Origin of the sequence: Bradyrhizobium sp. CCBAU 45394 (assembly GCF_028128655.1) — a bacterium.
GTDB lineage: Bacteria > Pseudomonadota > Alphaproteobacteria > Rhizobiales > Xanthobacteraceae > Bradyrhizobium > Bradyrhizobium diazoefficiens.
In genome coordinates this window covers 1-25,980 of record NZ_LBIX01000163.1, presented here as the reverse complement: position 1 = coordinate 25,980, position 25,980 = coordinate 1, and the positions used below count along the sequence as shown (strand labels likewise).

21 protein-coding genes are annotated in these 25,980 nt (G+C 65.6%); 16 read left to right on the top strand and 5 right to left on the bottom strand.

Translation table 11 applies throughout. The features are described 5' to 3' along the window. Positions 1-79: 79 nt before the first annotated feature. The 7 genes from WN73_RS20805 to WN73_RS20775 all read left to right on the top strand — a co-directional run bounded on the left by WN73_RS20805 (position 80) and on the right by WN73_RS20775 (position 8,775). Positions 80-2,548 (top strand): TonB-dependent receptor, encoded by a 2,469-nt coding sequence (locus WN73_RS20805; RefSeq protein ID WP_063623007.1) that lies wholly within the window; start codon positions 80-82, stop codon positions 2,546-2,548. A gap of 40 nt (positions 2,549-2,588) precedes the next feature. Beyond that, the gene (locus WN73_RS20800; protein WP_028171735.1) at positions 2,589-3,110 is read left to right on the top strand and encodes a copper chaperone PCu(A)C; all 522 of its coding nucleotides are present in this window, start codon (positions 2,589-2,591) and stop codon (positions 3,108-3,110) included. Positions 3,111-3,142: 32 nt separating this feature from the next. Beyond that, positions 3,143-3,661 carry a YcnI family copper-binding membrane protein gene (locus tag WN73_RS20795; protein WP_028171736.1) on the top strand — a complete coding sequence of 173 codons (519 nt, stop codon included), beginning with the start codon at positions 3,143-3,145 and terminating at the stop codon, positions 3,659-3,661. Further along, entirely contained in the window at positions 3,661-5,220 is a 1,560-nt protein-coding gene (locus tag WN73_RS20790; RefSeq protein ID WP_271554608.1) for a copper resistance CopC/CopD family protein, read from the top strand. The genes WN73_RS20795 and WN73_RS20790 overlap by 1 nt, the downstream gene beginning before the upstream one ends. A 152-nt stretch (positions 5,221-5,372) precedes the next feature. Next, a complete protein-coding gene (proS, locus tag WN73_RS20785; protein WP_011087644.1) occupies positions 5,373-6,692 on the top strand; it encodes a proline--tRNA ligase in 1,320 nt (439 codons plus the stop codon). 90 nt (positions 6,693-6,782) lie between these two features. Beyond that, positions 6,783-8,063 (top strand): lipoprotein-releasing ABC transporter permease subunit, encoded by a 1,281-nt coding sequence (locus WN73_RS20780; protein WP_011087643.1) that lies wholly within the window; start codon positions 6,783-6,785, stop codon positions 8,061-8,063. 7 nt (positions 8,064-8,070) lie between these two features. After that, positions 8,071-8,775, top strand: a complete 705-nt coding sequence (locus tag WN73_RS20775) for an ABC transporter ATP-binding protein (RefSeq protein WP_011087642.1) — start codon at positions 8,071-8,073, stop codon at positions 8,773-8,775. Positions 8,776-8,906: 131 nt separating this feature from the next. Here the strand turns inward: WN73_RS20775 and WN73_RS20770 are convergent, their stop codons facing one another. Continuing rightward, the gene (locus WN73_RS20770) at positions 8,907-9,986 is read right to left on the bottom strand and encodes a zinc-binding dehydrogenase (protein ID WP_028171738.1); all 1,080 of its coding nucleotides are present in this window, start codon (positions 9,984-9,986) and stop codon (positions 8,907-8,909) included. A gap of 109 nt (positions 9,987-10,095) precedes the next feature. On the opposite strand from WN73_RS20770, the gene WN73_RS20765 reads away from it, so the two are divergent. Next, the gene (locus tag WN73_RS20765) at positions 10,096-10,881 is read left to right on the top strand and encodes a helix-turn-helix transcriptional regulator (RefSeq protein ID WP_011087640.1); all 786 of its coding nucleotides are present in this window, start codon (positions 10,096-10,098) and stop codon (positions 10,879-10,881) included. A 19-nt stretch (positions 10,882-10,900) separates the two neighbouring features. On the opposite strand, the gene WN73_RS20760 is transcribed toward WN73_RS20765, so the two are convergent. Then, positions 10,901-12,157 (bottom strand): hypothetical protein, encoded by a 1,257-nt coding sequence (locus WN73_RS20760; protein WP_039184594.1) that lies wholly within the window; start codon positions 12,155-12,157, stop codon positions 10,901-10,903. A gap of 218 nt (positions 12,158-12,375) precedes the next feature. Between WN73_RS20760 and map the strand changes: the two genes are divergently transcribed. Continuing rightward, complete coding sequence (gene map, locus WN73_RS20755; RefSeq protein ID WP_028171740.1) at positions 12,376-13,125, top strand: type I methionyl aminopeptidase; 750 nt, start codon at positions 12,376-12,378, stop codon at positions 13,123-13,125. A gap of 35 nt (positions 13,126-13,160) precedes the next feature. Here map and WN73_RS20750 read toward each other — a convergent pair whose 3' ends face one another. Continuing rightward, positions 13,161-14,498 carry an MFS transporter gene (locus tag WN73_RS20750; protein ID WP_049832401.1) on the bottom strand — a complete coding sequence of 446 codons (1,338 nt, stop codon included), beginning with the start codon at positions 14,496-14,498 and terminating at the stop codon, positions 13,161-13,163. A gap of 253 nt (positions 14,499-14,751) precedes the next feature. Between WN73_RS20750 and WN73_RS20745 the strand changes: the two genes are divergently transcribed. After that, positions 14,752-15,114 (top strand): hypothetical protein, encoded by a 363-nt coding sequence (locus tag WN73_RS20745; RefSeq protein WP_162185838.1) that lies wholly within the window; start codon positions 14,752-14,754, stop codon positions 15,112-15,114. A gap of 499 nt (positions 15,115-15,613) precedes the next feature. On the opposite strand, the gene WN73_RS20740 is transcribed toward WN73_RS20745, so the two are convergent. Beyond that, positions 15,614-15,868, bottom strand: coding sequence for a DUF3551 domain-containing protein (locus WN73_RS20740; RefSeq protein ID WP_028171742.1), 255 nt, complete (start codon positions 15,866-15,868; stop codon positions 15,614-15,616). Position 15,869: 1 nt separating this feature from the next. Next, complete coding sequence (locus WN73_RS20735; protein ID WP_028171743.1) at positions 15,870-16,178, bottom strand: DUF3551 domain-containing protein; 309 nt, start codon at positions 16,176-16,178, stop codon at positions 15,870-15,872. A gap of 255 nt (positions 16,179-16,433) precedes the next feature. Here WN73_RS20735 and WN73_RS20730 point away from each other — a divergent pair, with 255 nt between their 5' ends. The 6 genes from WN73_RS20730 to WN73_RS20705 all read left to right on the top strand — a co-directional run. Further along, positions 16,434-17,156 (top strand): outer membrane protein, encoded by a 723-nt coding sequence (locus tag WN73_RS20730; protein ID WP_028171744.1) that lies wholly within the window; start codon positions 16,434-16,436, stop codon positions 17,154-17,156. Between the two features lie 506 nt (positions 17,157-17,662). Further along, positions 17,663-21,166 carry a DNA polymerase III subunit alpha gene (gene dnaE, locus WN73_RS20725; protein WP_028171745.1) on the top strand — a complete coding sequence of 1,168 codons (3,504 nt, stop codon included), beginning with the start codon at positions 17,663-17,665 and terminating at the stop codon, positions 21,164-21,166. A 114-nt stretch (positions 21,167-21,280) separates the two neighbouring features. Next, positions 21,281-22,024: a carbonic anhydrase gene (locus tag WN73_RS20720; RefSeq protein WP_011087633.1), complete on the top strand. Its 744-nt coding sequence runs from the start codon at positions 21,281-21,283 to the stop codon at positions 22,022-22,024. A gap of 208 nt (positions 22,025-22,232) precedes the next feature. Continuing rightward, positions 22,233-22,673: a DUF2846 domain-containing protein gene (locus tag WN73_RS20715; RefSeq protein ID WP_231166491.1), complete on the top strand. Its 441-nt coding sequence runs from the start codon at positions 22,233-22,235 to the stop codon at positions 22,671-22,673. Positions 22,674-22,732: 59 nt separating this feature from the next. Next, on the top strand, positions 22,733-23,473 hold the full coding sequence (locus WN73_RS20710) for a carbonic anhydrase (protein WP_028171747.1): 741 nt from the start codon (positions 22,733-22,735) through the stop codon (positions 23,471-23,473). Between the two features lie 242 nt (positions 23,474-23,715). Further along, positions 23,716-25,980: caspase family protein (locus WN73_RS20705; protein ID WP_271554598.1), on the top strand; the 2,265-nt coding region annotated here is incomplete at its 3' end.

The window sequence follows — 25,980 nt, the reverse complement described above, 5'->3', positions numbered from 1 at the left end:
CTCGGTGTCGCCGCGGTCCGTCCGCTGGCGACTGATGCTGTCGAACAGCCGGGAAGAAAGCCGGCGTCAGGAATGCCTCATGTTACGTTGCCATGCCCGCCGTGGCGTGAGCGTCGTTGCCGTTCAGGCCGCGCTGCTTGCGTCGTCGAGCGGAGCCTTCGCCCAAAGCAGCAGCGCAGTGCTGCCGCCGGTGACCGTCGACGCGCCCGCTGCAGTGAAGCCCAAGCCACGCAAGCCGGCCGCTAATACGGCTGCCGCCAGGAACCGGTCGGCAAAGCCCGCCGGCGAGCGCGCGGCTCCTGCTGTTGCCAGCGAGCAGGGAGCGGCCAGCGCCCGAGCGTCGCTGGATCCGCCGGCCGCCGTGGCGCGCTATCAATTGCCGCAGCGCTCCTTCAGCGTCACGGCGAAGGAGGTCGATGAGACGATCAACCTCAAGGACCCCGAGGACGCCGTCAAATACATGCCGAGCCTGTTCGTGCGAAAGCGGAACGACGGCGACAATCAGGCGGTGCTCGCGACGCGAAGCTGGGGGCTGAACTCCAGTGCGCGCACGCTGGTCTACTACGATGACCTCCTCATCTCGGCGCTGATCGGCAACAACAACACGAACTCCTCGCCAAGATGGAACCTGATCTCGCCGGAAGCGATCGGGCGGGTCGATTACCTCAACGGTCCGTTCGCGGCCGCCTATCCCGGCAATTCGATTGGCGGCGTGCTGCTGATCACGTCAAAAATGCCGGACAAGCCGTTTGCGGTCGCCAAGGAAACGGTCTCGGTGATGCCGTGGAATCAGTACGGCACCAAGGACACCTACGTGACCAGTCAGACCAGTGCGGCCGCGGGTAATCGCGACGGCGCGCTGTCCTGGCTTGTCAGCGCCAATTACCTCGACAGTTTTCAGCAACCGTTGAGCTACACAACCTTCGGCACCACGCTTGGGGTGGGACCTGCCGGCACGACGGGAACGATCGCCGCCCAGAACAAGGCAGGTGGTGTCGCCAATGTCGTCGGCACCGGCGCGCTGGCGCATTCGCAGCAGACCTCGGGCAATCTGCGGCTCGCCTACGACATCACGCCGCTGGTGCAGGCGACGTACTCGTTCGGCATCTGGAACAATCACCAGACCTCCGATCCGCAGACCTATCTGAGGTCGACTGTGACGGGTCTGCCGACTTTCGGGGGCGTCAGCAGCTTTGCCAACAGCAAATACACCTGGGATCAGATCCATGTGAGCAATGCCGTCTCGCTCAAAAGCGATACCAAGGGTGTCTTCGACTTCGACCTCGCGGCCTCAAGCTACAACTATCTCCAGGACATCCAGGTCAGTCCCTATACGGTCTCGCCGTCGCCGGGCCTTGGCTATTCCCTGAACGGCAAGGTGACGCGGATGGATGGCACCAACTGGCAGAACGCCGACGCCAAGGGCATCTGGCGTCCGCTGGGCTATGACGGCGCGCACGAGGTCAGCTTTGGCATCCACGGCGACCGGTACCGGCTCGAAAACCCGGTCTATGCTTCGAGCGTCTGGTATAACACGCCATCGACGGGCAACGGCCAGCTCTATTCGACCGGCGTCGGCGAGACGCGCACTGGGGCTTTGTGGGTGCAGGACGCCTGGAAGATCATCCCGACTGTCAAGTTGACACTCGGCGGACGGCTGGAGAGCTGGCAGGCAGTTGAAGGCTTCAATCTCAACACCATGGCCACCAGCGCCGGCGTCATCACGTCCGTTGTGCCGACATGGCAACCGGGGCTGTCCTCGACCAACTTCTCGCCGAAGGCGTCGCTGTCGTTCGATCCGAACAAGGACTGGAATATCTCGGCGAATTTCGGTGAGGCGTACCGCTATCCGACGGTCACCGAACTCTATCAAAACATCACCGTCAACGGCGTCACCTATCTTGCCAATCCGCTGCTGTCGCCGGAGCAGGATTTCACCGGCGAGCTCAATCTTGAGCGGCGCTGGGTGGATGGTCGGGTGCGGCTCACGGTATTCGGCGAGCGGACCAACAATGCACTGATCTCACAGTCGACCACGGTGACCGACGCAAGTGGGGCGCAGTCTGTGCAGACAGCGATCAGCAACGTCGCCGCGATCCGGATGCAGGGCGTAGAATTGTCTGCCGACAAGGATAACGTTCTCATCGCGGGCTTGCAGGTGTTTGGTAGCGTGACCTACGTCGACTCGCGGATCATCTCTGACCCGAGCTGGAAGGGCGCGACCACCGTCGTCGGCAAGCGCGTGCCTTACGTGCCCGACTGGCGCGCCAAGTTCGGTGTCACCTACAGGCCGAATGAGAATTGGGCCTATACGGTCGCGGCCCGCTACAGCGGCAAGCAGTACTCGACGCTGGACAACACCGATCGCATCTCCCACGTTTACGGCGCGTTCGATAACTTTTTCGTTGTGGACTTGAAGATGCACTATAACGCGACGAAGAATTTCGCGTTCGACTTCGGCATCGATAATCTCTTCAACGAGCAGTACTTCCTGTTCCATCCGTTCCCGGGGCGAACCTTCGTTCTCGCCGGCAAGTACACGTTCTGAAGGGTGGGGCGATGTTAACGACGACAAGAAAGGTAACGACATGAACAAGCTCTCACGCATCTTCGCACTGGCGGCGCTCTCGGCCGTCGTGTTCGCCGCACCCGCGTCGGCCGACGACGTCAAGGCCGGCGATCTCGTCATCTCGCAGGCGTGGAGCCGGGCGACGCCGGGCGGCGCCAAGGTCGCGGGCGGCTATCTCACCATCGAGAACAAGGGCACAGTGGCAGACAAGCTGGTCAGCGTTTCCGCCGATATCGCCGGCAAGGCAGAGGTCCACGAGATGGCGATGGACAATGGCGTGATGAAGATGCGCCAGCTTGACAAGGGGCTCGTGATCGAGCCGGGCAAGACCGTGAAGTTCGCGCCCGGCGGCTATCATTTGATGCTCCAGGAGCTGAAGGGTCCGTTCAAGCAGGGCGACAAGGTGCCGGTGACGCTTCAGTTCGAGAAGGCCGGCAAGGTCGCCGTTTCCCTGGACGTCCAGGGCGTCGGCGCGCAGGCGCCCGGCGACGGCGGGCACATGATGAAGAAAATGCCGGACCATTCGGGAATGAAGATGTGACGAGCATGATCAGGACCTTCGGGAGACCGAACATGTCGAAGCGAACCTGGCTGATCCTTCTCGGCGTGCTTGCGGCAGCGCCGGCAAATGCGCACGTCTTCCTCGAGGGCAAGCAGGCGAGTGTGGGGGCGTCGTACAAGGCCGTCTTCGCCGTGCCGCACGGCTGCGCGGGCTCGCCCACGGTGAAGATCCGCGTCCAGATCCCCGAAGGGGTGATCGCGGTGAAGCCGATGCCGAAGGCGGGCTGGAGCGTCGATGTCGTCGAGGGCCAATATGCCAGCGAGTACGACTATCACGGCAACAAGCTCGCCTCGGGCGTCAAGGAGGTGTCGTGGTCCGGCGGCAAGCTGCCGGACAAGAACTATGACGAGTTCGTCATGCACACGGTGCTGACCGACAAGCTGAAGCCGAACACGACCCTGTACTTTCCCGTCGTCCAGGAGTGCGAGGCCGGCGTCAGCCGCTGGATCGAAATTCCGGCGGAGGGGGCAGGGCATTCGCACGAGGGCAAGTCGCCCGCGCCTGGCGTGAAGCTGTTGCCAAAACCCTGATGCGCGTTCTCGCCGCGCTCGCGACGCTGCTCCTGATTGTCGGCTTCGCGACCGGCGCGTCGGCGCATGCCGCGCTCGTCTCGGTCGAGCCGGCGAGTGGCAGCATCCTGAAAACGGCGCCGAAGGCGGTGGAGCTGCGCTTCAACGAGGCGGTGACGCCGGGCGCGATTCTGCTGATCGACGGCGCGGGCAGGGCGCGGGACGATGCCAGCGTCAGCGCATCGGGCGAGACAATCTCGGTCGCGCTGCCGCCGGACCTGCCGCAGGGAACGGCGGTGGTCAGCTATCGCGTGATCTCGCAGGACGGCCATCCCGTCTCGGGATCGGTGGTCTTTTCGATTGGCACGCCGACGGCGACGAAGCCTCCGACCTCTACGGATAGCGGGCTGAACGCGCTGATCTGGCTGGCGCGGGTCGGTCTCTATCTCGGGCTGTTCGTCGGCGTCGGCGGCGTGTTCTTTGCGCGCTGGATCGCGTGGTCGATGATCGGGATGACCGTTCCGCGCGTAGCGCTCGCCATCGGTATTCCGAGTGCCACGGCGTCGCTTGGCGCGTTGGGCCTCGATCTCCTCGGGCTGCCGCCAGCGGCTCTCTCGACGGCTGCTCCCTGGAAGGTCGCATTCGCGACCAGCGCCGGCCCCGCGCTGCTGGTTGCCATTGGCGCGATGCTGCTCGCCTTGATGGCGTTGCGCAGCGCTTGGTATGCGCGTGCTCTTGCGAGCATCGCGCTCGTCGGCGTCGGTCTGTCGCTCGCCATGACGGGGCACGCTGCAACGGCGCCGCCGGAGGCGTTGACCCGGCCGGCGATCTTTCTCCACGGCCTCGGCGTCAGCATCTGGATCGGTGCTCTCGCGCCGCTCATCGCGCTGGTGTCGAAGCCGACGATCGCGACTCTTCCCGTCGTGAACCGCTTTTCGCGCATCGCTGCGCTGGCGGTCGGCGTGCTGGCCTTGACCGGCCTCGCACTCGCGATCGTTCAGCTCGAAAAGCCGGCAGCGCTGGTCGAGACCCGCTACGGACTGATTCTCTCGACCAAGCTTGCGTTGGTCACAGGATTGCTGGCGCTCGCCGCGCTGAATCGGTTCCGGTTGACGCCGGCCCTCGCCCGGGGCGAGAAAGGAACGCCCGCGCTCAAGCGCTCGATCCTGCTGGAAGGCGCGATTGCACTCGCGATCCTTGCCGTTGTCGCCGGCTGGCGCTTCACGCCGCCGCCGCGGACCATCGTCCCGGAGACGCCCGTGGTGGTCCACATCCATACCGACAAGGCGATGTTCCAGGTCCTGGTTTCGCCGGGCAAGGCCGGTGTAGATGACTTCGTGCTCCAGCTCATGACCGGTGAAGCAACGCCGCTGGCGGCCAAGGAGGTGACGCTGACCCTGAGCCTGCCCGAGCGCGGTATCGAGCCGATGGAGCGGGACGCCTCGCTCGGGCCGGATGGCTATTGGCATGTAGGCAAGGTGGAGCTGCCCTTTGCCGGCCGCTGGCATGTGCGGATCGATGCGTTGGTGACCGACTTCGAGAAGATCACGCTCGAGGACGAGCTTGAGGTGACGCCGTAAGGGGCGCCGCTGCGGCTCAAGCAGAACCTGAAGTCGACGGAAAATTGACAAGGAATCCCGCCGTGTTAGCGGCTTTTCCTCATTCCCGGTCTTGTGTTTTCGCTCCCAATCCGGTTTCACTGCAACCCCTCACTGATTCCCCGAGTGTTGCCATGCGGTTGTCGCGGTTCTTTCTGCCCATCCTGAAGGAAAATCCGAAAGAGGCGGAGATCGTCTCGCATCGGCTCATGCTGCGCGCCGGCATGATCCGGCAGGAGGCGGCCGGCATCTATGCCTGGCTGCCGCTCGGCTTCCGCGTGCTGAAGAAGATCGAGCAGATCGTGCGCGAGGAGCAGGACCGCTCAGGCGCACTGGAACTTCTGATGCCGACGCTCCAGCTCGCCGACCTCTGGCGCGAGAGCGGCCGCTACGACGCCTACGGTCCGGAGATGCTGCGCATCGCCGATCGCCACAAGCGCGAGCTGCTGTACGGGCCGACCAACGAGGAAATGATCACCGAGATCTTCCGCGCCTATGTGAAGTCCTACAAGAACCTGCCGCTGAATCTCTATCATATCCAATGGAAATTCCGCGACGAGCAGCGTCCGCGCTTCGGCGTGATGCGCGGCCGCGAATTCCTGATGAAGGACGCCTATTCCTTCGATCTCAACGAGGCGGCGGCGCGCGTCGCCTACAACAAGATGTTCGTCGCATATCTGCGCACCTTCGCGCGGATGGGGCTGAAGGCGATCCCGATGCGCGCCGAGACCGGGCCGATCGGCGGCGATCTCAGCCACGAATTCATTGTGCTCGCCGAAACCGGCGAATCCGGCGTGTTCATCAATCGCGACGTGCTGGACCTGCCGGTGCCGGGCGAGGACGTCGACTATGAGAGCGACCTCACGCCGATCATCAAGCAATGGACGTCGGTCTACGCTGCGACCGAGGACGTGCACGACGCCGCACGTTTCGAGCAGGAAGTGCCGGAAGCCAAGCGGCTCAACACCCGCGGCATCGAGGTCGGCCAGATCTTCTATTTCGGCACGAAGTATTCCGAGCCGATGAAGGCGATGGTGGCCGGCCCCGACGGTGTCGACGTGCCGATCCATGGCGGCTCCTACGGTGTCGGCGTCTCGCGCCTGCTCGGCGCCATCATCGAGGCCTGCCATGACGACGCCGGCATCAAATGGCCGGAAGCCGTCGCCCCGTTCCGCGCGGTGGTGCTGAACCTCAAGCAGGGCGATGCCGCGGTGGATGCGGCCTGCGAGAAGCTCTATGCGGAGCTCCAGGCCAAGGGCGTCGACGTGCTCTATGACGACACCGACCAGCGCGCCGGCGCCAAATTCGCCGCCGCCGACCTGATCGGCATTCCCTGGCAGATCATGATCGGGCCGAAGGGGCTCGCGGACGGCAAGGTCGAGCTCAAGCGCCGCAGCGACGGCTCACGCGAGACCATGTCGCCAGCGGACGCGGTCGCAAGACTTGTGGGCTGATAAGCCTGGTCGGCTGAATATTGTTCATCGCGCGATATCGCGGCCGCCAATCCGGCCACAATTGACCCCGAATCATGGGATTATCGAGCGATGGATGAAACCATGACCGAAACCGTGCAAACCGCGCCTTTTGCGCCATTCGAGTGGATGCTGTCGGCGCGCTACTTGCGGGCGCGCCGCAAGGAGGGATTCATCTCGGTCATCGCCGGGTTCTCCTTCCTCGGCATCATGCTGGGCGTGGCGACGCTGATCATCGTGATGGCGGTGATGAACGGCTTCCGCAAGGAACTGCTCGACAAGATCCTGGGGCTGAACGGCCACATCCTGGTCCAGCCGCTGGAATCGCCGCTGACCGACTGGAAGGACGTCGCCGACCGCATCAGCCAGGTCCAGGGCATCCGGCTCGCCGCGCCGGTGGTGGACGGCCAGGCGCTGGCGTCCTCGCCGTGGAACGCCTCGGGCGTGCTGGTACGCGGCATCCGCTCCGACGACCTCAACAACCTCACCTCGATCGCCAAGAACATCAAGCAGGGCTCGCTCGAAGGCTTTGACGACGGGCAGGGCGTTGCGATCGGACGGCGCCTCGCCGATCAATTGTCGCTGCACGCCGGCGACAGCATCACGCTGGTGGCGCCGAAGGGCGCGGTGACGCCGATGGGCACGACGCCGCGCATCAAGCCGTACAAGATCGTCGCCGTGTTCGAGATCGGCATGTCCGAATACGATCTCGGCTTCGTGTTCATGCCGCTGGCGGAGGCGCAGGCCTATTTCAACCGCAGCAACGACGTCACCTCGATCGAGGTGTTCACCACCAATCCCGATCGCATCGTCGCCTTTAACAAGGCGGTGACGGAAGCCGCGGCACGGCCGGTGTTCCTGGTCGACTGGCGGCAGCGCAACTCGACCTTCTTCAACGCGCTCCAGGTCGAGCGCAACGTGATGTTCCTGATCCTGACCATGATCGTGCTGGTCGCGGCGCTCAACATCGTGTCCGGCCTGATCATGCTGGTGAAGGACAAGGGCAGCGACATCGCCATCCTGCGCACCATGGGCGCCTCGCAAGGCTCGATCATGCGCATCTTCCTGATCACGGGCGCCTCGATCGGCGTGGTCGGCACGCTGGTCGGCTTCTTCGTCGGCCTCGTAATCTGCCTCAACATCGAATCCATCAGGCAATTCCTGTCCTGGCTCACCAGCACCGAGCTGTTCTCGCCGGAGCTCTATTTCCTGTCGAAACTGCCCGCCGAGATCGACGTCGGCGAGACCACGGCCGTCGTCATCATGGCGCTGACGCTGTCGTTCCTGGCGACGCTGTACCCGTCGTGGCGCGCCGCGCGCCTCGATCCCGTCGAAGCGCTCCGGTACGAGTGAGGGGCTGATGGAGCAGCAACAGGGGGCTGAGGATGTCCCGGTCATTTATCTCCACGAGATAAAGCGGCAGTACTTGCAGGGCGAGGTACCGCTGACGATCCTGGACGGCGCCAAGCTTGCGCTGTGGGCCGGACAGTCGGTCGCGCTGGTGGCGCCGTCGGGCTCGGGCAAGTCGACGCTGCTGCACATCGCGGGGCTGCTGGAGGCCCCCGATTCCGGCGAGGTCTACGTCAATGGCGCGCCGACCTCGCAACTGCCCGACATCGAGCGCACGCAGCTTCGCCGCACCGACATCGGCTTCGTCTACCAGTCGCACCGGCTGCTGCCGGAGTTCTCGGCGCTGGAGAACGTGATGCTGCCGCAGATGATCCGCGGCCTGAAGAAGTCCGAGAGTGTCAAGCGCGCCAAGGAGATCCTGGGCTATCTCGGCCTCGGCGACCGCATCACCCACCGCCCGGCGGAGCTGTCGGGCGGCGAGCAGCAGCGCGTCGCGATTGCGCGCGCGGTGGCGAATGCGCCGCGCGTGCTGTTTGCGGACGAGCCGACCGGCAACCTCGATCCGCACACGGCGGACCACGTGTTCCAGGCCCTGATGCAGCTCGTCAAGGCGACGCGGGTCTCGATGCTGATCGCGACCCACAACATGGAGCTCGCCGGCCGCATGGACCGGCGGGTCTCGCTGTCGGACGGCCAGGTGGTCGAGCTCGAATAACAAAAAACTGCGAAAACAACCCCATGCACAGTAGCCGGCCCTGGCCGGCTACGATCGGGGTGACGCCTTGCAGCCCTTTGACAGGTCAAGCAAAACGGCAGCGACGGCGCATCGCCCCGGTGTATGGCGCTCTATGGCCAGATCACCGTCAATTTGAACGGCCCGCCATTGGCCGCGGCGTGTGCCACCGCCTCATTGACGTGATCGAGGTCGAACGCCGTCGTCTTGTACTCGTCAAGCCGCAGGAGTCCTGATCGCACCAGCGCGATCAGGCGGCTGGCCGCATCCGGCGGGTACATCCAGACGCCGTGGATGGTGATGCAGTTGCGCATGATCCAGGGGTAGGGCAGCTCGAGGCCCGCGCCGCCGGCCATGCCGACGCCGCCCATCAGCACGACGCGGCCATAGGCGCGCACCGTCATGACCGCCGCGCGCACCACAGTCGGACTCACCGAGGGCGGCATGATGTCAAACACGCAGTCGATCGGCCCCGTCGCGGCGCGCTTCATCGCCTCGCGGTCGTCGTCCTCGTTACCTGTGAGCTTGACCGGCTTCACACGGCTGCCGAAACGGCGGACGAGGTCGGCCAGAATCGTCTCGTTGCGCCCGGGCGTGACCACGCAGGCTGCGCCCATTGCGAGCGCGACAGAGACGGCGGCGCTGCCGAAATTGCCGGTGGCGCCACTCACCAGCACGGTTTCGCCTGCTTGCAGGTTGGCGGCGAGGAGGCCGCCATAGGGCACCAGCAGTGTCCCCAGCGCGCACCATTGTGCGGCTTCCTCGGACGTGATCGCGCCAAGGCGTTTGACGTTCTCGGTCGGCACCCGCATCCGCTCGGCAAACGAGCCATGGCGAAAATGCTTTTGCAGAAGCATGCCGCCGGCGCCGGCGGCCGTTAATCCCTGCAGGGCGATGTCGGGCGCGATCGCGTCGTCGCGCGAACGCACCGTCGGGTCGCAGAACACCCAGTCGCCGATCTTGAGCTTCGTTGCGTCCGGGCCGATCGCGCGCACCCGGCCGATGCCGCCCGGGCCCGGGATGATCGGCAAATCGAGTGCATAGTTGCGTTCGCCGCTGAAGACTTCGTTCATGTAGGACAGCACGCGCGTGGCGACGACGTCGACGATGACCTCGCCGGTGCCGAGCACCGGTTCGGGGGCATTCTCGATCACCAGCGGCGTTCCGAAGGATTTGAGTACGGCGGCTTTCATGATGTTCACCTCAAAGTGGGGTGAAACTCATATGCGCCGCCTTGGAGGGGACAAGAAGGCCTGGTATTATCCTAGTATCCTTTAGACCCTCCATCGCGGGAGCGACACCATGGCCGACCCACGCCGCGTCGAATTCGGCGATTTCCTGAGGTCCCGCCGCGAAAAGCTGTCGCCGAAAACCGTCGGGCTCCCGGCGGGAAGGCGGCGGCGCACCGCGGGCCTGCGCCGCGAGGAGGTCGCCCAGCTCGCCGGCATCGGTGTGGACTGGTACATTCGCCTCGAACAGGGCCGCACCGTCAGCCCGTCGGTGACCACCGTCGACGCGCTGGCCCGCGCGCTACGGCTCAGCAAGACCGAGCATGCGCATCTGAAGGCGCTGGCGCGCGACGGCGACAAGCGCGCCTTCACGCGCGAAATCGTGCCGCCGCCGATCCTGCGGATGATCGAGAGCCTGAATCAGCCGGCTTACATTGTCGGACGGCGCTGGGACGTGCTGGCCTGGAACGCCGCCGCGGAGCAGGTGTTTGCGTTTGGGCGATTGCCTGAGGAGGATCGCAACACGCTGCTCCTCGTGATGACCAACAAGCAGACGCGAAAGGCTTACGGCGCGGGCTGGGCGGACGTGGCCAAGCGCATGGTGGCGATGTTCCGGGCCACCCACGACGTCTGGGCCGGCGATCCCGCGTTCGCCGAACTGCTGACGCGGCTGCGGCAGGGCAGCCCGGAATTCGTCAAATGGTGGGAAGCCCACGAGATCCGCAGCACGTCGTCGGGCCTCAAGACCATGTCGCATCCGACCCTCGGCGTGCTGCATTTCGAGCACACCAGCTTCCAGGCCAATGACGATCCCGCACTGAAGCTCGTGATCTACACGCCGGTGACGGGCAGAGGCTGATGCATCGCGAGGCCTGAGCTCACGGCGACGGCGTGGCCGGAGGCGTCGTGCCGGCGTTCGGCAGCGTGGCTGGCCAAGGGCTTATCGGGTTGAGCGTCGACAGAGCGCAGGATGATTTGAGCTGTGTCCACACCGACGCCAGGCCCGTCAAGTCGATGTCGAATTTCGTCATGTCCGTCTTGTCGTCCGGCATCGAAATGGTTTCGCGGACATGCAGGGAGCGGGACGCCAGGATCGCCTTGACCATGTCGGGGTCGATGCTGCCGCGCCAGATCTCGACCTTGCCGGAACGTAGCGGAGCCCCTCCGACCTCCCTGTCCGTGCCGGCGTCCGCCGTCACCAGGATCGTGCTCTTGCCGGTGGCTGCTTCGTCGATTTCTCCCGCGAACGTCAGCGGCACGCGTTTCCTGCTTTCGCAAGACAGGCGCCACTCCATCATCCGGAACGAAGCGCCGTTCTCCTTCTTCAAGACCGCGATCTTGCGGACAAACGGGCGCGCTTCCTTCTCCAGCTTCCACATCGACTCGGCAAGCGGTCGGGTGTCGATTCCGAAACGATAGAGCTCGGCGCGCGTCAGCACGTGCAGGTTCTCGTACTTCACGGTCCGGATGAGGGCGTCGAGCTCACGGCTGATCCCCATCGACGCGATGAACGCAGTGCGGTCGCGATCGGCGCTCGCCATGCGGCGCTGCCTCGCCTCGGCGACCACCTGCGGGGGCGGATCCCCACGAAAGCGCAGGACCAGCCTGGAGTTATGGACCGCCAGCGCCGCGTCGGGCGCCACCTCGCGGGATGTCGCCCCGAGAAACAGGTAACCGCAGGCCGAGTTGCACATCGCATTGCGCGTGGTGAGCTCGGCCTCGACCTCGCCGCCCGCGTTCTTCACCTTCAGGCAGGTGGCGTCCACCTGCGTGCCCGCTGAGCACGCGGTCGCGGTGGTGTGACCAACCCGGGCGACTGCCTTGCGGCTGCGCAGCAACCGCCCGATCACGTAGGACTGCTCCACGTTGCCGCCGGGCGAATGAAGGTAGATCGGAAGCTGCGTCTCCTTGACGCCGGCGAGGAAGCGGCGAATGCGCGGCGCGGCGTCCTGATCGATCTGGCCCTCGATGGCAATCCAGCGGTCGCAACCCGGCCCGCACGCGTCGGGCGCTCCCTTGGCGAGATAGATCGTCAGCCTGGATGCAAATCCGGCCTTCTCGGCCGGCGTTCCTTCTGCACGCAAAGCGCCCTGGATCGACAGCAAGGTTACGAGGAGCAGAATACGGGCGAGCATGAACTGACGGGACCACACGCGGCGAAAACAGACGCGAAAGCTATCCGAAGATCGGTGCGATCACAACCTTTGGTGGCGTGTCGGAGCGCCGATTATTCTGCGTCCACGAACGCAACCTCATCCGGCTCCGCATGCGAGGTCTACGAATTCGCGCGGGGCTCGCACGTTTGCAAGTCGAGTTCGCAAGCGCTATGTCCGGGCTTTCGAGAGCGCCCAAGATGACAATCTCCGATGACAACGACCTCACGCGCCTGAAAGAGATCGGGCGCATCGTCGCCAATACCCTTGAGGCGATGGGGAAGGCGCTCGAACCGGGCATGACCACCTCCGAGCTGGACCAGATCGGACGAAGATACCTGGAGACAGCCGGCGCGCGTTCGGCTCCGGAGCTGGCCTATGCCTTCCCGGGGGCGACCTGCATCAGCGTGAACGAGGAGATCGCTCATGGCATCCCCGGTGACCGACGGATCGCGCGTGGCGACCTCGTCAACATCGACGTTTCAGCGGAGAAGAACGGCCTCTTCGCGGATACGGGAGCCTCGTTCGCCGTCCCGCCCGTAACCCGCGCGATCGAACGTCTTTGCAGGGATGGCCGGCGGGCCATGTGGACGGGCCTGCGGCAGGTCGGGGCTGGCAAGCCGATCGCCGGCATCGGCCAAGCCATCGGAACCTTTGCGCGGAAGAACGGCTACAGCCTTGTCAGGAACCTTGCCAGTCACGGTGTCGGCTTGTCGCTCCATGAGGAGCCGACAGAGATCGCAACATGGCCTGACTCTTCCGAACGTCGCATCATGAGCGACGGCCTGGTGTTCACCGTCGAGCCATTCCTGTCCTTTGCCGCCGAGTGGGCGGAGAATGGTGATGATCCGTGGACGCTCTACAGCAGTCCCGAGGCGCCAACCGTGCAGTACGAGCACACCGTTGTCGCCACCCGACATGGACCTTTGATCGTTACGATGGCCGGTTAAGTCCGCCCAGGCCAGAGCCGGAGACGTCTCATGCGTCACCCGGCTAGAGATAACGTCATGCCACCGGATCCCTGTGAGAAGCCGAACGGCTGGTCATCCGGCGCCAGCGGTGGCGACGGTCTTGCGGCAGCGTTCTTCAGCGGAGCAGCGTCGGGTCCTGAGGTGACCCTGACCGGCGTAGACCTGGCGTCGCGCCAGGCGACAATCCAGATCAGGAAGCCGAGAAGCGCGAGCGCAGCGCCGACGGGCCCGGTGGAGGTCCAGCCCAGCCCCTCGCGAATGGCAAGGCCGCCGAGGAACGGGCCGAGCGCATTGGCGGTGTTGAACGCCGAATGGTTCAGCGCGGCGGCGAGCGCCTGCGCGTCGCCCGCGACGTCCATCAACCGGGTCTGGAGGATGGCGCCGAGCGAGACACCGGCGCCGATCGCGAAGATGTCGATCGCCAGCAGCCAGGGATTGCCGGCCGCAAGCGGAAACACCAGCAGCGCGACCGCCGAGAACAAGAGAATGACGCCCGCCGTCGGCATCAAGGCGTGGTCCGCGAAGCGCGGCACGAACAGATTGCCGAGCGTGGCGCCGACGCCGAACACGGCGAGAAAGAACGGAATCACCGCGGGGCTGACCTTGGTGACCTCGATCAATGTCGTTGCGAGGTAGGTGTAGACGGCGAACATGCCACCGAAGCCGATGGCGCCGATCGCCAGCGTGATCCAGACGCGGCCGCTTCTGAGGGCGCCGAGCTCTCGCAGCGGGTTCGACCTGCCGGCCTGGTCGCGCGGAGCGAACAGGGCGCAAAGCAGGACCGTGAGCACGGCCAGCAGCGACACGAGGCCGAAGCTGGCGCGCCAGCCGACCGTCTGGCCGACCAGGTTGGCCAAGGGCACGCCGATGATCGTGGCGCCAGTCAGGCCGAGCATCACCTGGCCGATCGCCCGCGAGCGGCGATGTTGAGGAACGAGCGAGGCTGCGACCAGCGCGGCGATGCCGAAATAGGCGCCATGCGGCAGCCCTGCAAGAAAACGGGCCGCGATCATCCAGCCAAACCCCGGCGCAAGCGAGGTGAGCGCATTGCCGAGCGCGAACACGGCCATCAGGACCAGGAGCTGCGTGCGCCGGGCGAAGCGCGCGCCAAGCACGGCGATCAGCGGTGCGCCCAGCACCACGCCGAGCGCGTAGGCACTGATCGCGTGTCCCGCGGTCGGCTCGTCGACCCGAAGGTCGGCGGCGAAGAACGGTAGCAGGCTCATCGATGCGAATTCGGTGGTTCCGATCGCAAAGCCGCCCATCGCGAGCGAAAACAGGACGATGGCGAGGTGAGGGGGCGCGGAGGCCGCGGTCGCGCGGGGCGAGGTCGCTTGAGGCGATATCGACATGTGTCCTGCATTGGTGGCGTCAACGGGAACCAGCCCAGCGAACGTCGCCACCCCTGCAAGATTTGTCTGTCGTACTTAAACCGAGAGCGGTCTGCGTCAACACCGGAGACGCGATGCAAGGCTGGCCGCATATCAGTGTCCCGATTTGGGTGTGCCACTGCTCGCGCACATACGGTCATCAGGCACGCAGGTCACGTCGTTGTGCGGGAACAGGAGGCTGAGAGGATTTGCGCATCCTTGCCGGAATGCCCCGATGACTGAACCCGCGACGTCAAGCTACGCCAGCCATCGCGCACTCATCGATCCCGGTCCTTACGCCGCGTTGATCAGCGACCTGCCGGCGGATGTTGCAATTGTGTGCCGCGCCTTGCACGGCCTGCTGATCCACGAAGCATGGATCGAGAGGCAAGGATCGAATCCCACGGCCTTCGCCGGTCAAAGCCGTGATACGCTGCCCGTGGCCCGGCGCCTGGAGCAACTTCTGATGATCCCGGACCGGCGCCATCGATCCTGCGCAGCTTGGCCACGGAACGACGACCGGCCTGTTCATTGCGCGGGTCAACCTCGCGCGCGATCTGCTCGCGCTCGCCAGGATCGAGACCTCGGCATGGGATAATTGGTGCGCCGCGCGCGAACCACATCGCGTGTTGGACGACGCAGCTCTGTCGCAATGTGATGGCATCGCGCAGCGCGGTGAGGCGGGCGCGATCGAGATCGCGCCCGCGCCAGGTGCGCCGCCGTGGCAATAGATCGTTCGAGACCCGCGCCGGGCTGCAACGGAACGTCCAGCTCCAGGGCAGGGCAATCGCATGTCGTGTGAACGATGCGGCGGCATCCGCACTCGGCTCCCTCTCCCGCTTGCGGGGGAGGGCTGGGGTGGGGTGTCTCCGCGGCGGGATTGTTGAGGATTACGGAGGATGTCCCTGCGTGGTGAGAGCCCTCACCCGCCGCGCTCGGGACGATGCTTCGCATCGCCCGGGGCGCGTCGGCCTCTCCCGCAAGCGGGAGAGGCGAAGTAAGCCCGGACGATCCTCGTGAAATCCGTATGCGATAGCCCTGAGCTCCAGGGCAGGGGGATGAAACGATGGATGGGGCAGGTGTTGTGAGCTCGTGCCCTAATCGGCGCGCCTCGACTTCCGAGGGCTCCTCGGCCGCTCCTGCGGGAAATACGGGTTCACGACGCATGTCGCGGAGCGGCCGACGGCGAGATATTGGCACTGCTGGAGCGAGGTGTAGCGGCAGTCGAAATAGCCGACGGGGCCGTAGATCTGCATGCAGACGGGATAGCTCGGATCATAGGTCTGCGCGCGCGCAGGTCCGCTCATGAGGAGCGTGCTGATCGCAACGAGCGTGAGGCACGCGCGGCGCATCTCAACGCGGCCAGGAATAGCCCGGCGTCAACCCGCGGGGGCGATTCTGGTAGGCGTAGAGATCATCGCTCTGGCCGGCGAAATACGGGTTCGCGATACAGGTCAGCGCGCGGCCCGATGCGCTCGCCTGACACTGCGCGTAGGTGTCGAACCTGCAATTGCTCAGCCCCGGCCATTCATCGCCGGTCAGGCAGAACGCATGACTGGTTCCGAACGCGCGCGCCGGTGTGCTCGCGATGAACGCAAGCGTGAATGTGGCGATTGCGAGCGAAAATGTGGCGAAAATGGGGAGGGTGAATAATGCACGCATCTCGAATCTCCAATCACGCGAATGTGCGCGCGACGATGTTACGCGCGTACGCAGTGTATCTCGTGTAGTCGACATTGAAATTGCTGAAAACTCTTGTTTCAAAGGGTTTCCAGCGCGCGCCGATAAATCTTCATTAATGAAGCGCGGCCCTTTGGAGCGAACTGTTGCGTCGCGGTTACAGCAATTCCGCCGATCACTGTTATGACCATGCCCACGGCCCGGGGGCCTACTGAAGAAAACTGGAACGGGATTCAAATGAAGAAGAATTTGTTGCTGGCCGCTGTGAGCCTCGTCGCACTGAGCGCGGCTGCACCGGCGGTGGCTGCTGATCTCGCGGCTCGGCCGTACACCAAGGCGCCTGCGATGGTCGCCGCGATCTACGACTGGAGCGGCTTCTACATCGGCATCAACGGCGGCGGCGGTTCGGCGCACTCGACCTGGGATCTGGTCGGCGGTGGCCGTGAAGGTTCGCACGATGCGACTGGCGGCACGGTCGGTGGCCAGATCGGCTATCGCTGGCAGTCCGGCCAGTGGGTGTTCGGCGTGGAAGGCCAGGGCAACTGGGCCGACTTCTCGGGCGACAACGTCAGCGCGCTGTTCGCGACTCGCAACCGATCGAAGATCGACTCGTTCGGTCTGATCACCGGTCAGGTCGGCTATGCCTGGAACAACGTGCTTATCTACGTCAAGGGCGGTGCGGCTGTGGCCGGCACCAAGTACGAAGTCTTCAGCACGGCCTCGGGCGCGCTGCTGTCGTCGAACGACCAGACCCGTTGGGGTGGCACGGTGGGTGCCGGCCTCGAGTACGGTTTCGCCCCGAACTGGTCGGTTGGCGTCGAGTACAACCACATCTTCCTGCAGGACAAGGACGTCACCTTCGCGGGTCTCGCGGGTACCGACCGCATCCGTCAGGACGTCGACATGGGCCTCGTCCGCCTGAACTACAAGTTCGGTGGCCCGATCATCGGCCGCTACTGATACCAATCGCTCATCTTCGAGCGGTTGTCGAAAGCCCCGGCCATCGGCCGGGGCTTTTTTGTTGTTTGAAGTCAGCGAGTTAACCATTCCTTTTTGGGACGGTTCGGACAGCTTGACTCCCGAGAACGAAATGAGAACAATGTTCTTCATACGTTCCAGCAAGGGAGCAGGCCATGTTCAGGATTTTCGTGGAAGAAGCCGCCGCACTGGCATCGATCACCCTGTTCGTCGGGATGATCGCAATCTGGGCGCAGGTGATTCCGCAGCTCTAGGTCCAGGGTTTGGACAACCGTTGCCGGGAACTCCTCGGCGCGCCTGGGGAAAAGCGGGACGACGCGGCCGATCGGCCGCTCTGGCGTGGACTCCGCGGCGGCGACGCCCCACCATTGGGCGGCGAGTCGGCAAAGGCGGCTGGGAGGTGGGTGCAGGATACGCCATGATCCCCTCAGCATTCCCTTGGGGCCGGCGACCGTTCCATCCCATCTGCAAGAGGCCGTCACGCGACCATGCCGAGCGCCGGATTTGTCCACCTTCACGTTCACTCGGCCTATTCGCTGCTCAAGGGCTCGATCAAGATCGGCAAGCTCGCCGAGCTCGCCAAGAAGGACCATCAGCCGGCCCTGGCGCTGACCGACACCGACAATCTGTTCGGTGCACTGGAGTTCTCCGACAAGATGGCGGGCTCCGGCATTCAGCCGATCGTCGGCTGCGAGCTCGCGATCGACTTCGGCGACCAGGATCCGACCGCGCGCAACGCCATTGGCCCCTCGCGCGTGGTGCTGCTGGCGGCGCAGGAGCGCGGCTATCGCAGCCTGATGCGGCTGAATTCGCGGGCGTTCCTGGAGACGCCCGACAGCCATGCCCCGTTCATCAAGTTCGACTGGTTCGACGGCGAGACCGAGGGGCTGATTGCGCTCACCGGCGGCCCTGACGGGCCGATCTCGCTGGCGCTTGCCGGCGGTATGGCCGAACTCGCGGCGACGCGCTGCGAGCGTCTCGCCACGCTGTTCGGCGACCGGCTCTACATCGAGTTGCAGCGCCACAACATCGACAAGGAGCGGCGCGTCGAAAGCGGCCTGATCGACATCGCCTATGCCAAGGGGCTGCCGCTGGTTGCGACCAACGAGCCATATTTCGCGGCGACCGACGATTACGAGGCGCACGATGCGCTTTTGTGTATCGCCGGCGGCCGACTGATCGCCGAGAGCGATCGCGTGCAGCTCACGCCGGATCACCGCTTCAAGACCCGCGCCGAGATGGCGGTGCTGTTCGCCGACATTCCGGAGGCGCTGGCCTCGACGGTCGAGATCGCCGAGCGCTGCTCGTTCCGCCCGATGACGCGCAAGCCGATCCTGCCGTTCTTCACGGTCGGCGCCGCCGCAAGCTCCGATGCCGCCGCGGTCGAGGCCGCCGAGTTGAAGCGGCAGGCGGAGGAGGGGCTCGCCAACCGCCTGCGCGTGCACGGCCTGTCGCAGGGCACCACGGAAGAGGACTACAGCAAGCGCCTGGCGTTCGAGCTCGACGTCATCATGCGCATGAAGTACGCGGGCTACTTCCTGATCGTGTCCGACTTCATCAAATGGGCGAAGTCGCAAGGCATTCCGGTCGGACCGGGCCGCGGCTCCGGCGCAGGCTCGCTGGTCGCCTGGGCGCTGACCATCACCGATCTCGACCCGATCAAGTTCGGCCTGCTGTTCGAGCGCTTCCTCAACCCGGAACGCGTCTCGATGCCGGACTTCGACATCGACTTCTGCCAGGACCGCCGCGGCGAGGTGATCCAGTACGTGCAGCAGCGCTACGGCCGCGACCAGGTCGCGCAGATCATCACCTTCGGTACGCTGCAGGCGCGCGGCGTGCTGCGCGACGTCGGCCGCGTGCTGCAAATGCCTTACGGCCAGGTCGACAAGCTGACGAAACTGGTGCCGCAGAATCCGGCCGCGCCGGTGACGCTGGCCGCCGCGATCGAGAGCGAGCCGAAGCTCCAGGCGTTCCGCGACGAGGATCCGGTGGTGGCGCGCGCCTTCGACATCGCCCAGCGTCTCGAAGGCCTGACGCGCCACGCCTCGACGCATGCCGCCGGCATCGTGATCGGCGATCGCCCCCTGAGCGAGCTCGTGCCGCTCTACCGCGATCCCAAATCCGACATGCCGGTGACCCAGTTCAACATGAAATGGGTCGAGCCGGCGGGCCTCGTCAAGTTCGACTTCCTCGGCCTGAAGACGCTGACCGTGCTCGACGTCGCGTGCAAGCTGCTCAAGCCGCGCGACATCCATGTCGATCTCGCGACGCTGCCGATCGACGATGCCGAAAGCTACCAGATGCTGGCGCGCGGCGAGGTGGTCGGCGTGTTCCAGGTTGAAAGCCAGGGCATGCGGCGCGCGCTGGTCGACATGCGGCCCGACCGTTTCGAGGACATCATCGCGCTGGTGGCGCTCTACCGCCCCGGCCCGATGGCGAACATCCCGACCTATTGCTCGCGCAAGCACGGCGACGAGGAGCCGGAATATCTGCATCCCGTGCTGGAGCCGATCCTGAAGGAGACCTTCGGCGTCATCATCTACCAGGAACAGGTGATGCAGATCGCGCAGGTGATGTCGGGCTATTCGCTCGGCGACGCCGACCTGCTGCGCCGCGCCATGGGCAAGAAGATCCGCGCCGAGATGGACAAGCAGCGCGACATCTTCGTCGCCGGCGCGGTGAAGAACGGCGTGCCGAAGGGGCAGGCCGAGACCATCTTCGAGCTGCTGGCGAAGTTCGCCGACTACGGCTTCAACAAGAGCCACGCGGCGGCTTACGCGCTGGTGTCCTACCACACCGCCTACATGAAGGCGCATTATCCGGTGGAGTTCATCGCAGCGTCCATGACGCTCGATCTCAACAACACCGACAAGCTCTCCGAATTCCGCTCCGAGGCGCAGCGCCTCGGCATCAAGGTCGAGCCGCCGAACATCAACCGGTCGGGTGCGACCTTCGAGGTCGGAGAGAAGACCATCTACTACGCGCTCGCCGCGCTCAAGGGCGTCGGCATCCAGGCGATCGACCAGATCATCGAGGAGCGCACCAAGAACGGGCTGTTCACCTCGCTCGCCGACTTCGCCGCGCGGGTCAATCCGCGTGCGATCAACAAGCGCATCATCGAGAGTCTCGCCGCCGCCGGCGCCTTCGACACGCTGGAGCCGAACCGCGCGCGCGTCTTCGCCGGCGCGGACGCGATCCTCGCCGCCTGCCAGCGCGCGCATGAGGCCGCGACCATCGGCCAGAACGACATGTTCGGCATGTCGGCGGACGCGCCGACCATCATGCTGCCGCAGATCGAGGCGTGGCTGCCGGCCGAGCGGTTGCGCCGCGAATACGACGCGATCGGCTTCTTCCTGTCCGGCCATCCGCTCGACGATTACGCCACCGTGCTGAAGCGCCTGCGGGTGCAGAGCTGGGCGGAATTCTCGCGCGCGGTGAAGACCGGCGCCACCGCCGGCAAGGTCGCGGCCACCGTGGTCTCGCGCATGGAGCGGCGCACCAAGACCGGCAACAAGATGGGCATCATGGGGCTCTCCGATCCCACGGGCCACTTCGAGGCGGTGCTGTTCTCGGAAGGCCTTGCGCAATATCGCGACGTGCTCGAGCCGGGGGCGGCCGTGCTGCTCCAGCTTGGCGCCGAGCTCCAGGGCGAAGACGTGCGCGCCCGCGTGCTGCATGCCGAGCCGCTCGACGATGCCGCGGCCAAGACGCAGAAGGGCCTGCGCATCTTCCTGCGCGACACCAAGGCGCTGGAATCGATCGCCAAGCGTCTCGCCGGCCCCGAGATGGCGTCCTCGAACGGCGCCGCGCCAAAGGTCGGCAGCCCGGGGATTGCGCCGCGCTCCAACGGCGACGGCGAGGTCTCGCTGGTGATGATGCTCGACCTTGAGACCGAGGTGGAGATGAAGCTGCCCGGCCGCTTCAAGGTCTCGCCGCAGATCGCCGGCGCGATCAAGGCGGTCGCGGGCGTGGTGGACGTCCAGCAGCTCTGACGTTGCACGCGCCGCCGCAAACCAAAGCTTAACTATCAAGTTCACACCTGGTTTCGAAGTCTGCCGCGCGCAGCTATCAGTTGTTTCCCGGCGCGAGACCAAGGAAGAAGAATCATGTGTGACAAATGCTCCGAAAATCTGCATCAATCGGTTGCTCCCTCCCGACGCTCGATGATGCTTTTCGCCGCCTCCGCGCTCGGGGTGGCAGCGTTTGGCGGGCCTGCGGTGGCCAAGGAGGCGAAAGCGCCGCCGAAACCTCAGAACGTGCTGTCGCCCGATGCGGCGCTCAAACGGCTGATGGACGGCAATTCGCGCTACGTATCGGGTGTGTCGCGCCGTCACGACTTCGCGCACGAGCGCGAGGCATTGGTCGGCGGTCAGAATCCCTACGCTGCCGTTCTGAGCTGCGCCGATTCGCGGATCGCGCCTGAATATGCCTTCGACAGCGGACGCGGAGACCTGTTCGTGTGCCGCGTCGCCGGAAATTTTGCCGGCGATGAGACCGTTGCGAGCATGGAGTACACCGTCGCCGTGCTCGGCACGCCCCTGATCCTGGTGCTCGGCCACGACAATTGCGGCGCCGTCGACGCGACGATCAAGTCGCTCAAGGACGACAAGCCGCTGCCGGGACATATCCCTTCGCTGGTCTCCGCGATCGCACCGGCGGTGAAGACCGCTGCTCAGCAGAGCGGGAATGCGCTCGACAATGCCATCCGTCAGAATGTCATCGACAACGTGGCCAAGCTGAAATCGGCTGCGCCGATCCTCAATGCGGCAGTCGAGCAGGGCAAGCTCAAGGTGGTCGGCGGCATCTATCGGCTGAGCACAGGGACCGTCGAATTGCTGGCCCAAGGCTGAGGTTGGTGGCGCGTCTTTCCGGTGGCTTGTCCGCGCGATCCACGCAGTGGTCGTCGGATGTTGTTGCAACCCTGCGCTGATTTTGGCTAGCATACACCCGGGGAATGGACTGGGGTGTGCGATGCTGCGATGGGGCGCGTTGGTGGTGACCGCTGGCGTCATGTTGGCGGGGTGCGTGAGCGATCAGGTCGGAACGGACTTCGCATCCGTGTCAAAGAAGATCGGACCTCCGCGCGCGGGGCAGTCGCGCGTGGTGTTCCTGCAGGACAAGCGCAACGGCCTCAGCATGGCGTTTTGCGCCTGCGAGGTGAAGCTCGACGGTGCGCCGATGGGTAAGGTGCTCGCCGGCAAATATGCCTACGCCGATCGTCCGGCCGGCCGTCACGACGTGCTGGTGACCGAGCTGATGTTTCCCGGCGACACCAAGCGCGAGATCGTGATGGAATCCGGCCGAACGCACTTCTACCTCATCAAGAGCAGTGCCAGGCACGATGCCGCCACGGGCGGGGCGGTGCTTGGCGGGCTGGCCGGGCTTGCGGTGGTTTCCGTCGCGACGGCTGGCGAGGCCAATCCCGGGCCCGCCGAGCTCGTTGCGCTGGATGAGGCGACCGCGCGAACGAAGCTCGCGGAATTGCAGGCCGTCGAGTAAGATGCGCGGCACGATTGCCGCTGCATCAACGACGGCGGCTCGATGGGCAGGAGCACGGCATGTGCGAGAATTGCGGCAGTGTTCGCGGCGTCCACATCCGCCCTTCGCGGAGATCGCTCATCCACTTCACCGTCTCCGCGATCGGCCTGGCCTTCGCCGGCACAGCCTTCGCCAAGGGGTCCAAGGCGCCGCCCAAGCCGCAGAATGTGCTGGCGCCCGATGCGGCGTTGAAGCGGCTGATGGAGGGCAATGCGCGTTATGTCGAAGGCGTGTCGCGGCGGCACGATTTCAAGCATGAGCGCGAGGCGCTGGCCGGCGGCCAGAACCCGTTCGCGGCCGTGCTGAGCTGCGCCGACTCGCGCATCGCGCCTGAATACGCCTTCGACACCGGCCGCGGCGACCTGTTCGTCTGCCGCGTCGCCGGAAATTTTGCCGGCACCGAGACCATCGCCAGCATGGAATATGCCGTTGCCGTGCTCGGCGCGCCGCTGATCCTCGTGCTCGGCCATGACAGCTGCGGCGCGGTCGATGCGACGCTGAAGGCGATCAAGGACAACACCTCGCCGCCCGGCCACATCCCCTCGCTGATCGATGCGATCGCGCCCGCCGCCAAGGCTGCGATGCAGCAGGGCGGGGACGTGCTCGACAAGGCGACCCGGCAGAACGTGATCGACAACGTCGCCAAGCTGAAGTCGGCCGCACCGATCCTCAATGCGGCCGTGGAGCAGGGCAAGCTGAAGGTGATGGGTGGCATCTATCGGCTCACGACGGGAACGGTCGATCTGATCGCACAAGGCTGATCGCGCTAGGCTGAGCAAGCAGGACCGATCGCGCAAGGCTGAGCAAGACGGCCGCAACGCGGTTGCCGGGCGGTCGAGAAGCTGACGTGGGCCTGACGAAAGGCGCCTGGACGACAGGCGCCTTTCGGCGGCGGCCTGCGTCATGCCGCCGCCTCAATCCGGGCCTTTCGTTCAAGCGCCATTCAGCCAGCCGCGCGTCTGATGCGTGTTGGCAGCTCAACAACAAAGCGGGCAAGCAAGCCATGCGTGGGACCCACAAGGCCTTCCTCTGTTTCCTCTTGCCGATCTTGTTCCTTGCCGCGGGCGCGCTGGAGCCGGCGCGCGCGCAGCAGCAGGAAAAGCGAATCGCGCTCGTGGTCGGCAACGGCGCCTATGCCAAGTCGCCGCTGGCGACGACCGCGAACGATGCCGGCCTGATCGCGCAGACGCTGCAGGCGGCGGGCTTCGACGTCGTCGGCGCGCGCGATCTCGACGGCGACACGCTGCGCAAGAGCTTTCGCGATTTCATCCAGAAGGCGCAGGCCTCCGGCCCCGGCACCGTCGCGATGGTCTATCTCGCCGGCTACGGCGTGCAGCTTGCCGGCGAGAACTATTTCATCCCGGTCGATTCCAACATCACCCGCGACACCGACATCCCGACCGAGGCCCTGCGCATCAGCGACTATGCGCGCCAGCTTGCGGCCATTCCGCTCAAGGCCAACATCGTGGTGCTCGACGCGGCGCGGGCGCAGCCCTTCATCGAGGGCGGCCAGCCGATCGCGAGCGGGCTGGCGCTGGTCGAGCCCGATCAGAACATGTTGATCGCCTTCAATGCCGCGCCCGGCACGGTGGCGCCGGAGGAGCCGGGGCCCTACGGCATCTATGCGCAGTCGCTGGCGGAGATGATCCGCACCGGCGGCCTGCCGCTGCCTGACGTGTTCGATCGCGTCCGCCTGCGCGTCAACGAGGCCTCCAAGGGCGCGCAGGTGCCCTGGAACGAGCAGAAGATATCGGCGCCATTCTCATTCTTCGATCGCGGGCCCGACGCGCCGCCGCCGGAGGCCTCGGCCGCCCAGGTCGCCGCGATCCGCAACAAGCCGATCCGCGATCTCGGTGTGCAAGACGCCTACGCCGCCGCGCTGGAGCGCGACACGCTGCCGGCCTATGAGGAATTTCTCGCGGCCTATCCGACCGATCCGATGTCCAAGCGCGTGATGGCGATCGTTGCGGCGCGCCGCGAGGCGATCACCTGGCGGCGGACTTATCGCACCGACACGCCGGAAGCCTATTGGTCGTATCTGCGCCGCTATCCGCGCGGGCCGCATGCAGGCGATGCGCGCCGTCGCCTCGCGATCCTCACCGCGCCGGCCGAGCCGCCGCCGAGCTTCGCGATGATCGACTATGACGTGCCGCCGCCGCCGCCGGAGGAGGTGGTCTATGTCGACCGTCCCGTGCTGTACTTCAGCGATCCCGATTTTGGCTTCGCGCCGCCACCACCGCCGCCGGTCTACTATCTGCCGCCGCCGCCGCCGGATTTCGTCGTGCTCGAGCCGCCGCTGCCTGTGGTCGGCCTGTTCGTGTTGCCGCAGCCGATGTTCGTGCCGATCCCGGTGTTCGTCAGGCCGCCGGTCTATGTCGCGCCGCCGCCGAACAACATCATCTTCAACAACATCCATAACACCACGGTCATCAACACCGTGATCAACCGGCCTCCCGCCCCGCCGCCGGCGGGTGGGGGAGGAGGAGGGACCGGGCCTGGCAATCTGACGCCGGCGATTGCCGGCCGCGCCAACCCGGTAGCACCGATGTTGCCGCAAGCCGCTACGCAGCGCGCGGCTCTGATCCAGCAGGGCAAGGCGCCGATGCCGCTGAGCGCGACGGTCCAGCCGACGGCGAGGCCCGGGATACCTCCCGGGACGCCGGCCAATGTCGCGCCAAATGCGCGACCAAGTGCGCTACCTGGTGGCCTCCCAGGTACAGCACCGAACGTCGCGCCGCAGACCAGGTTGCCTGCCGCCAACACGCTGCCGGTTCCGGGCTCCCATGGTGGGCCGCCGGCGCCGCCGGCAGGGGCAGCAGGGACTCTGCCGGGCGGAAAGCCCTTGCCGTCGACGGCAACTGCACCCGGCACGACCCTGCCGACGCATCCGGGGGCGCCGACCACGGCTGCGCCCGGCACAACGCCGCCGCCCCATCTTGGTGCGCCAACGGCCGCCGCTCCGACCACCGGTGCGCCCACCACGACAAATCCGGCCGTTGTGCCCGGCCAACCGCCCAAGCCCCCGGTCGCGCAGACCCCGCCCGGGGCCGGGCCTGCCGACCGTGCCAAGTCCGCAACCCGTGAGCCGGCCGGCCCGCCGCCTGCTGCCGCGGGAAAACCGGTCGTACCGCCTCCGTCAGCAGTGCACGAGCCGATCAGGCCGCAGGCTCACCCGCCGGCCCCGCCGCAGGCGGCCAAGCCAGCAGCACCGCCCCCGCGGCCCCAGGCCGTGGCGCGGCCCACGCCGCCACCTGCGCCGCGCGTGTCG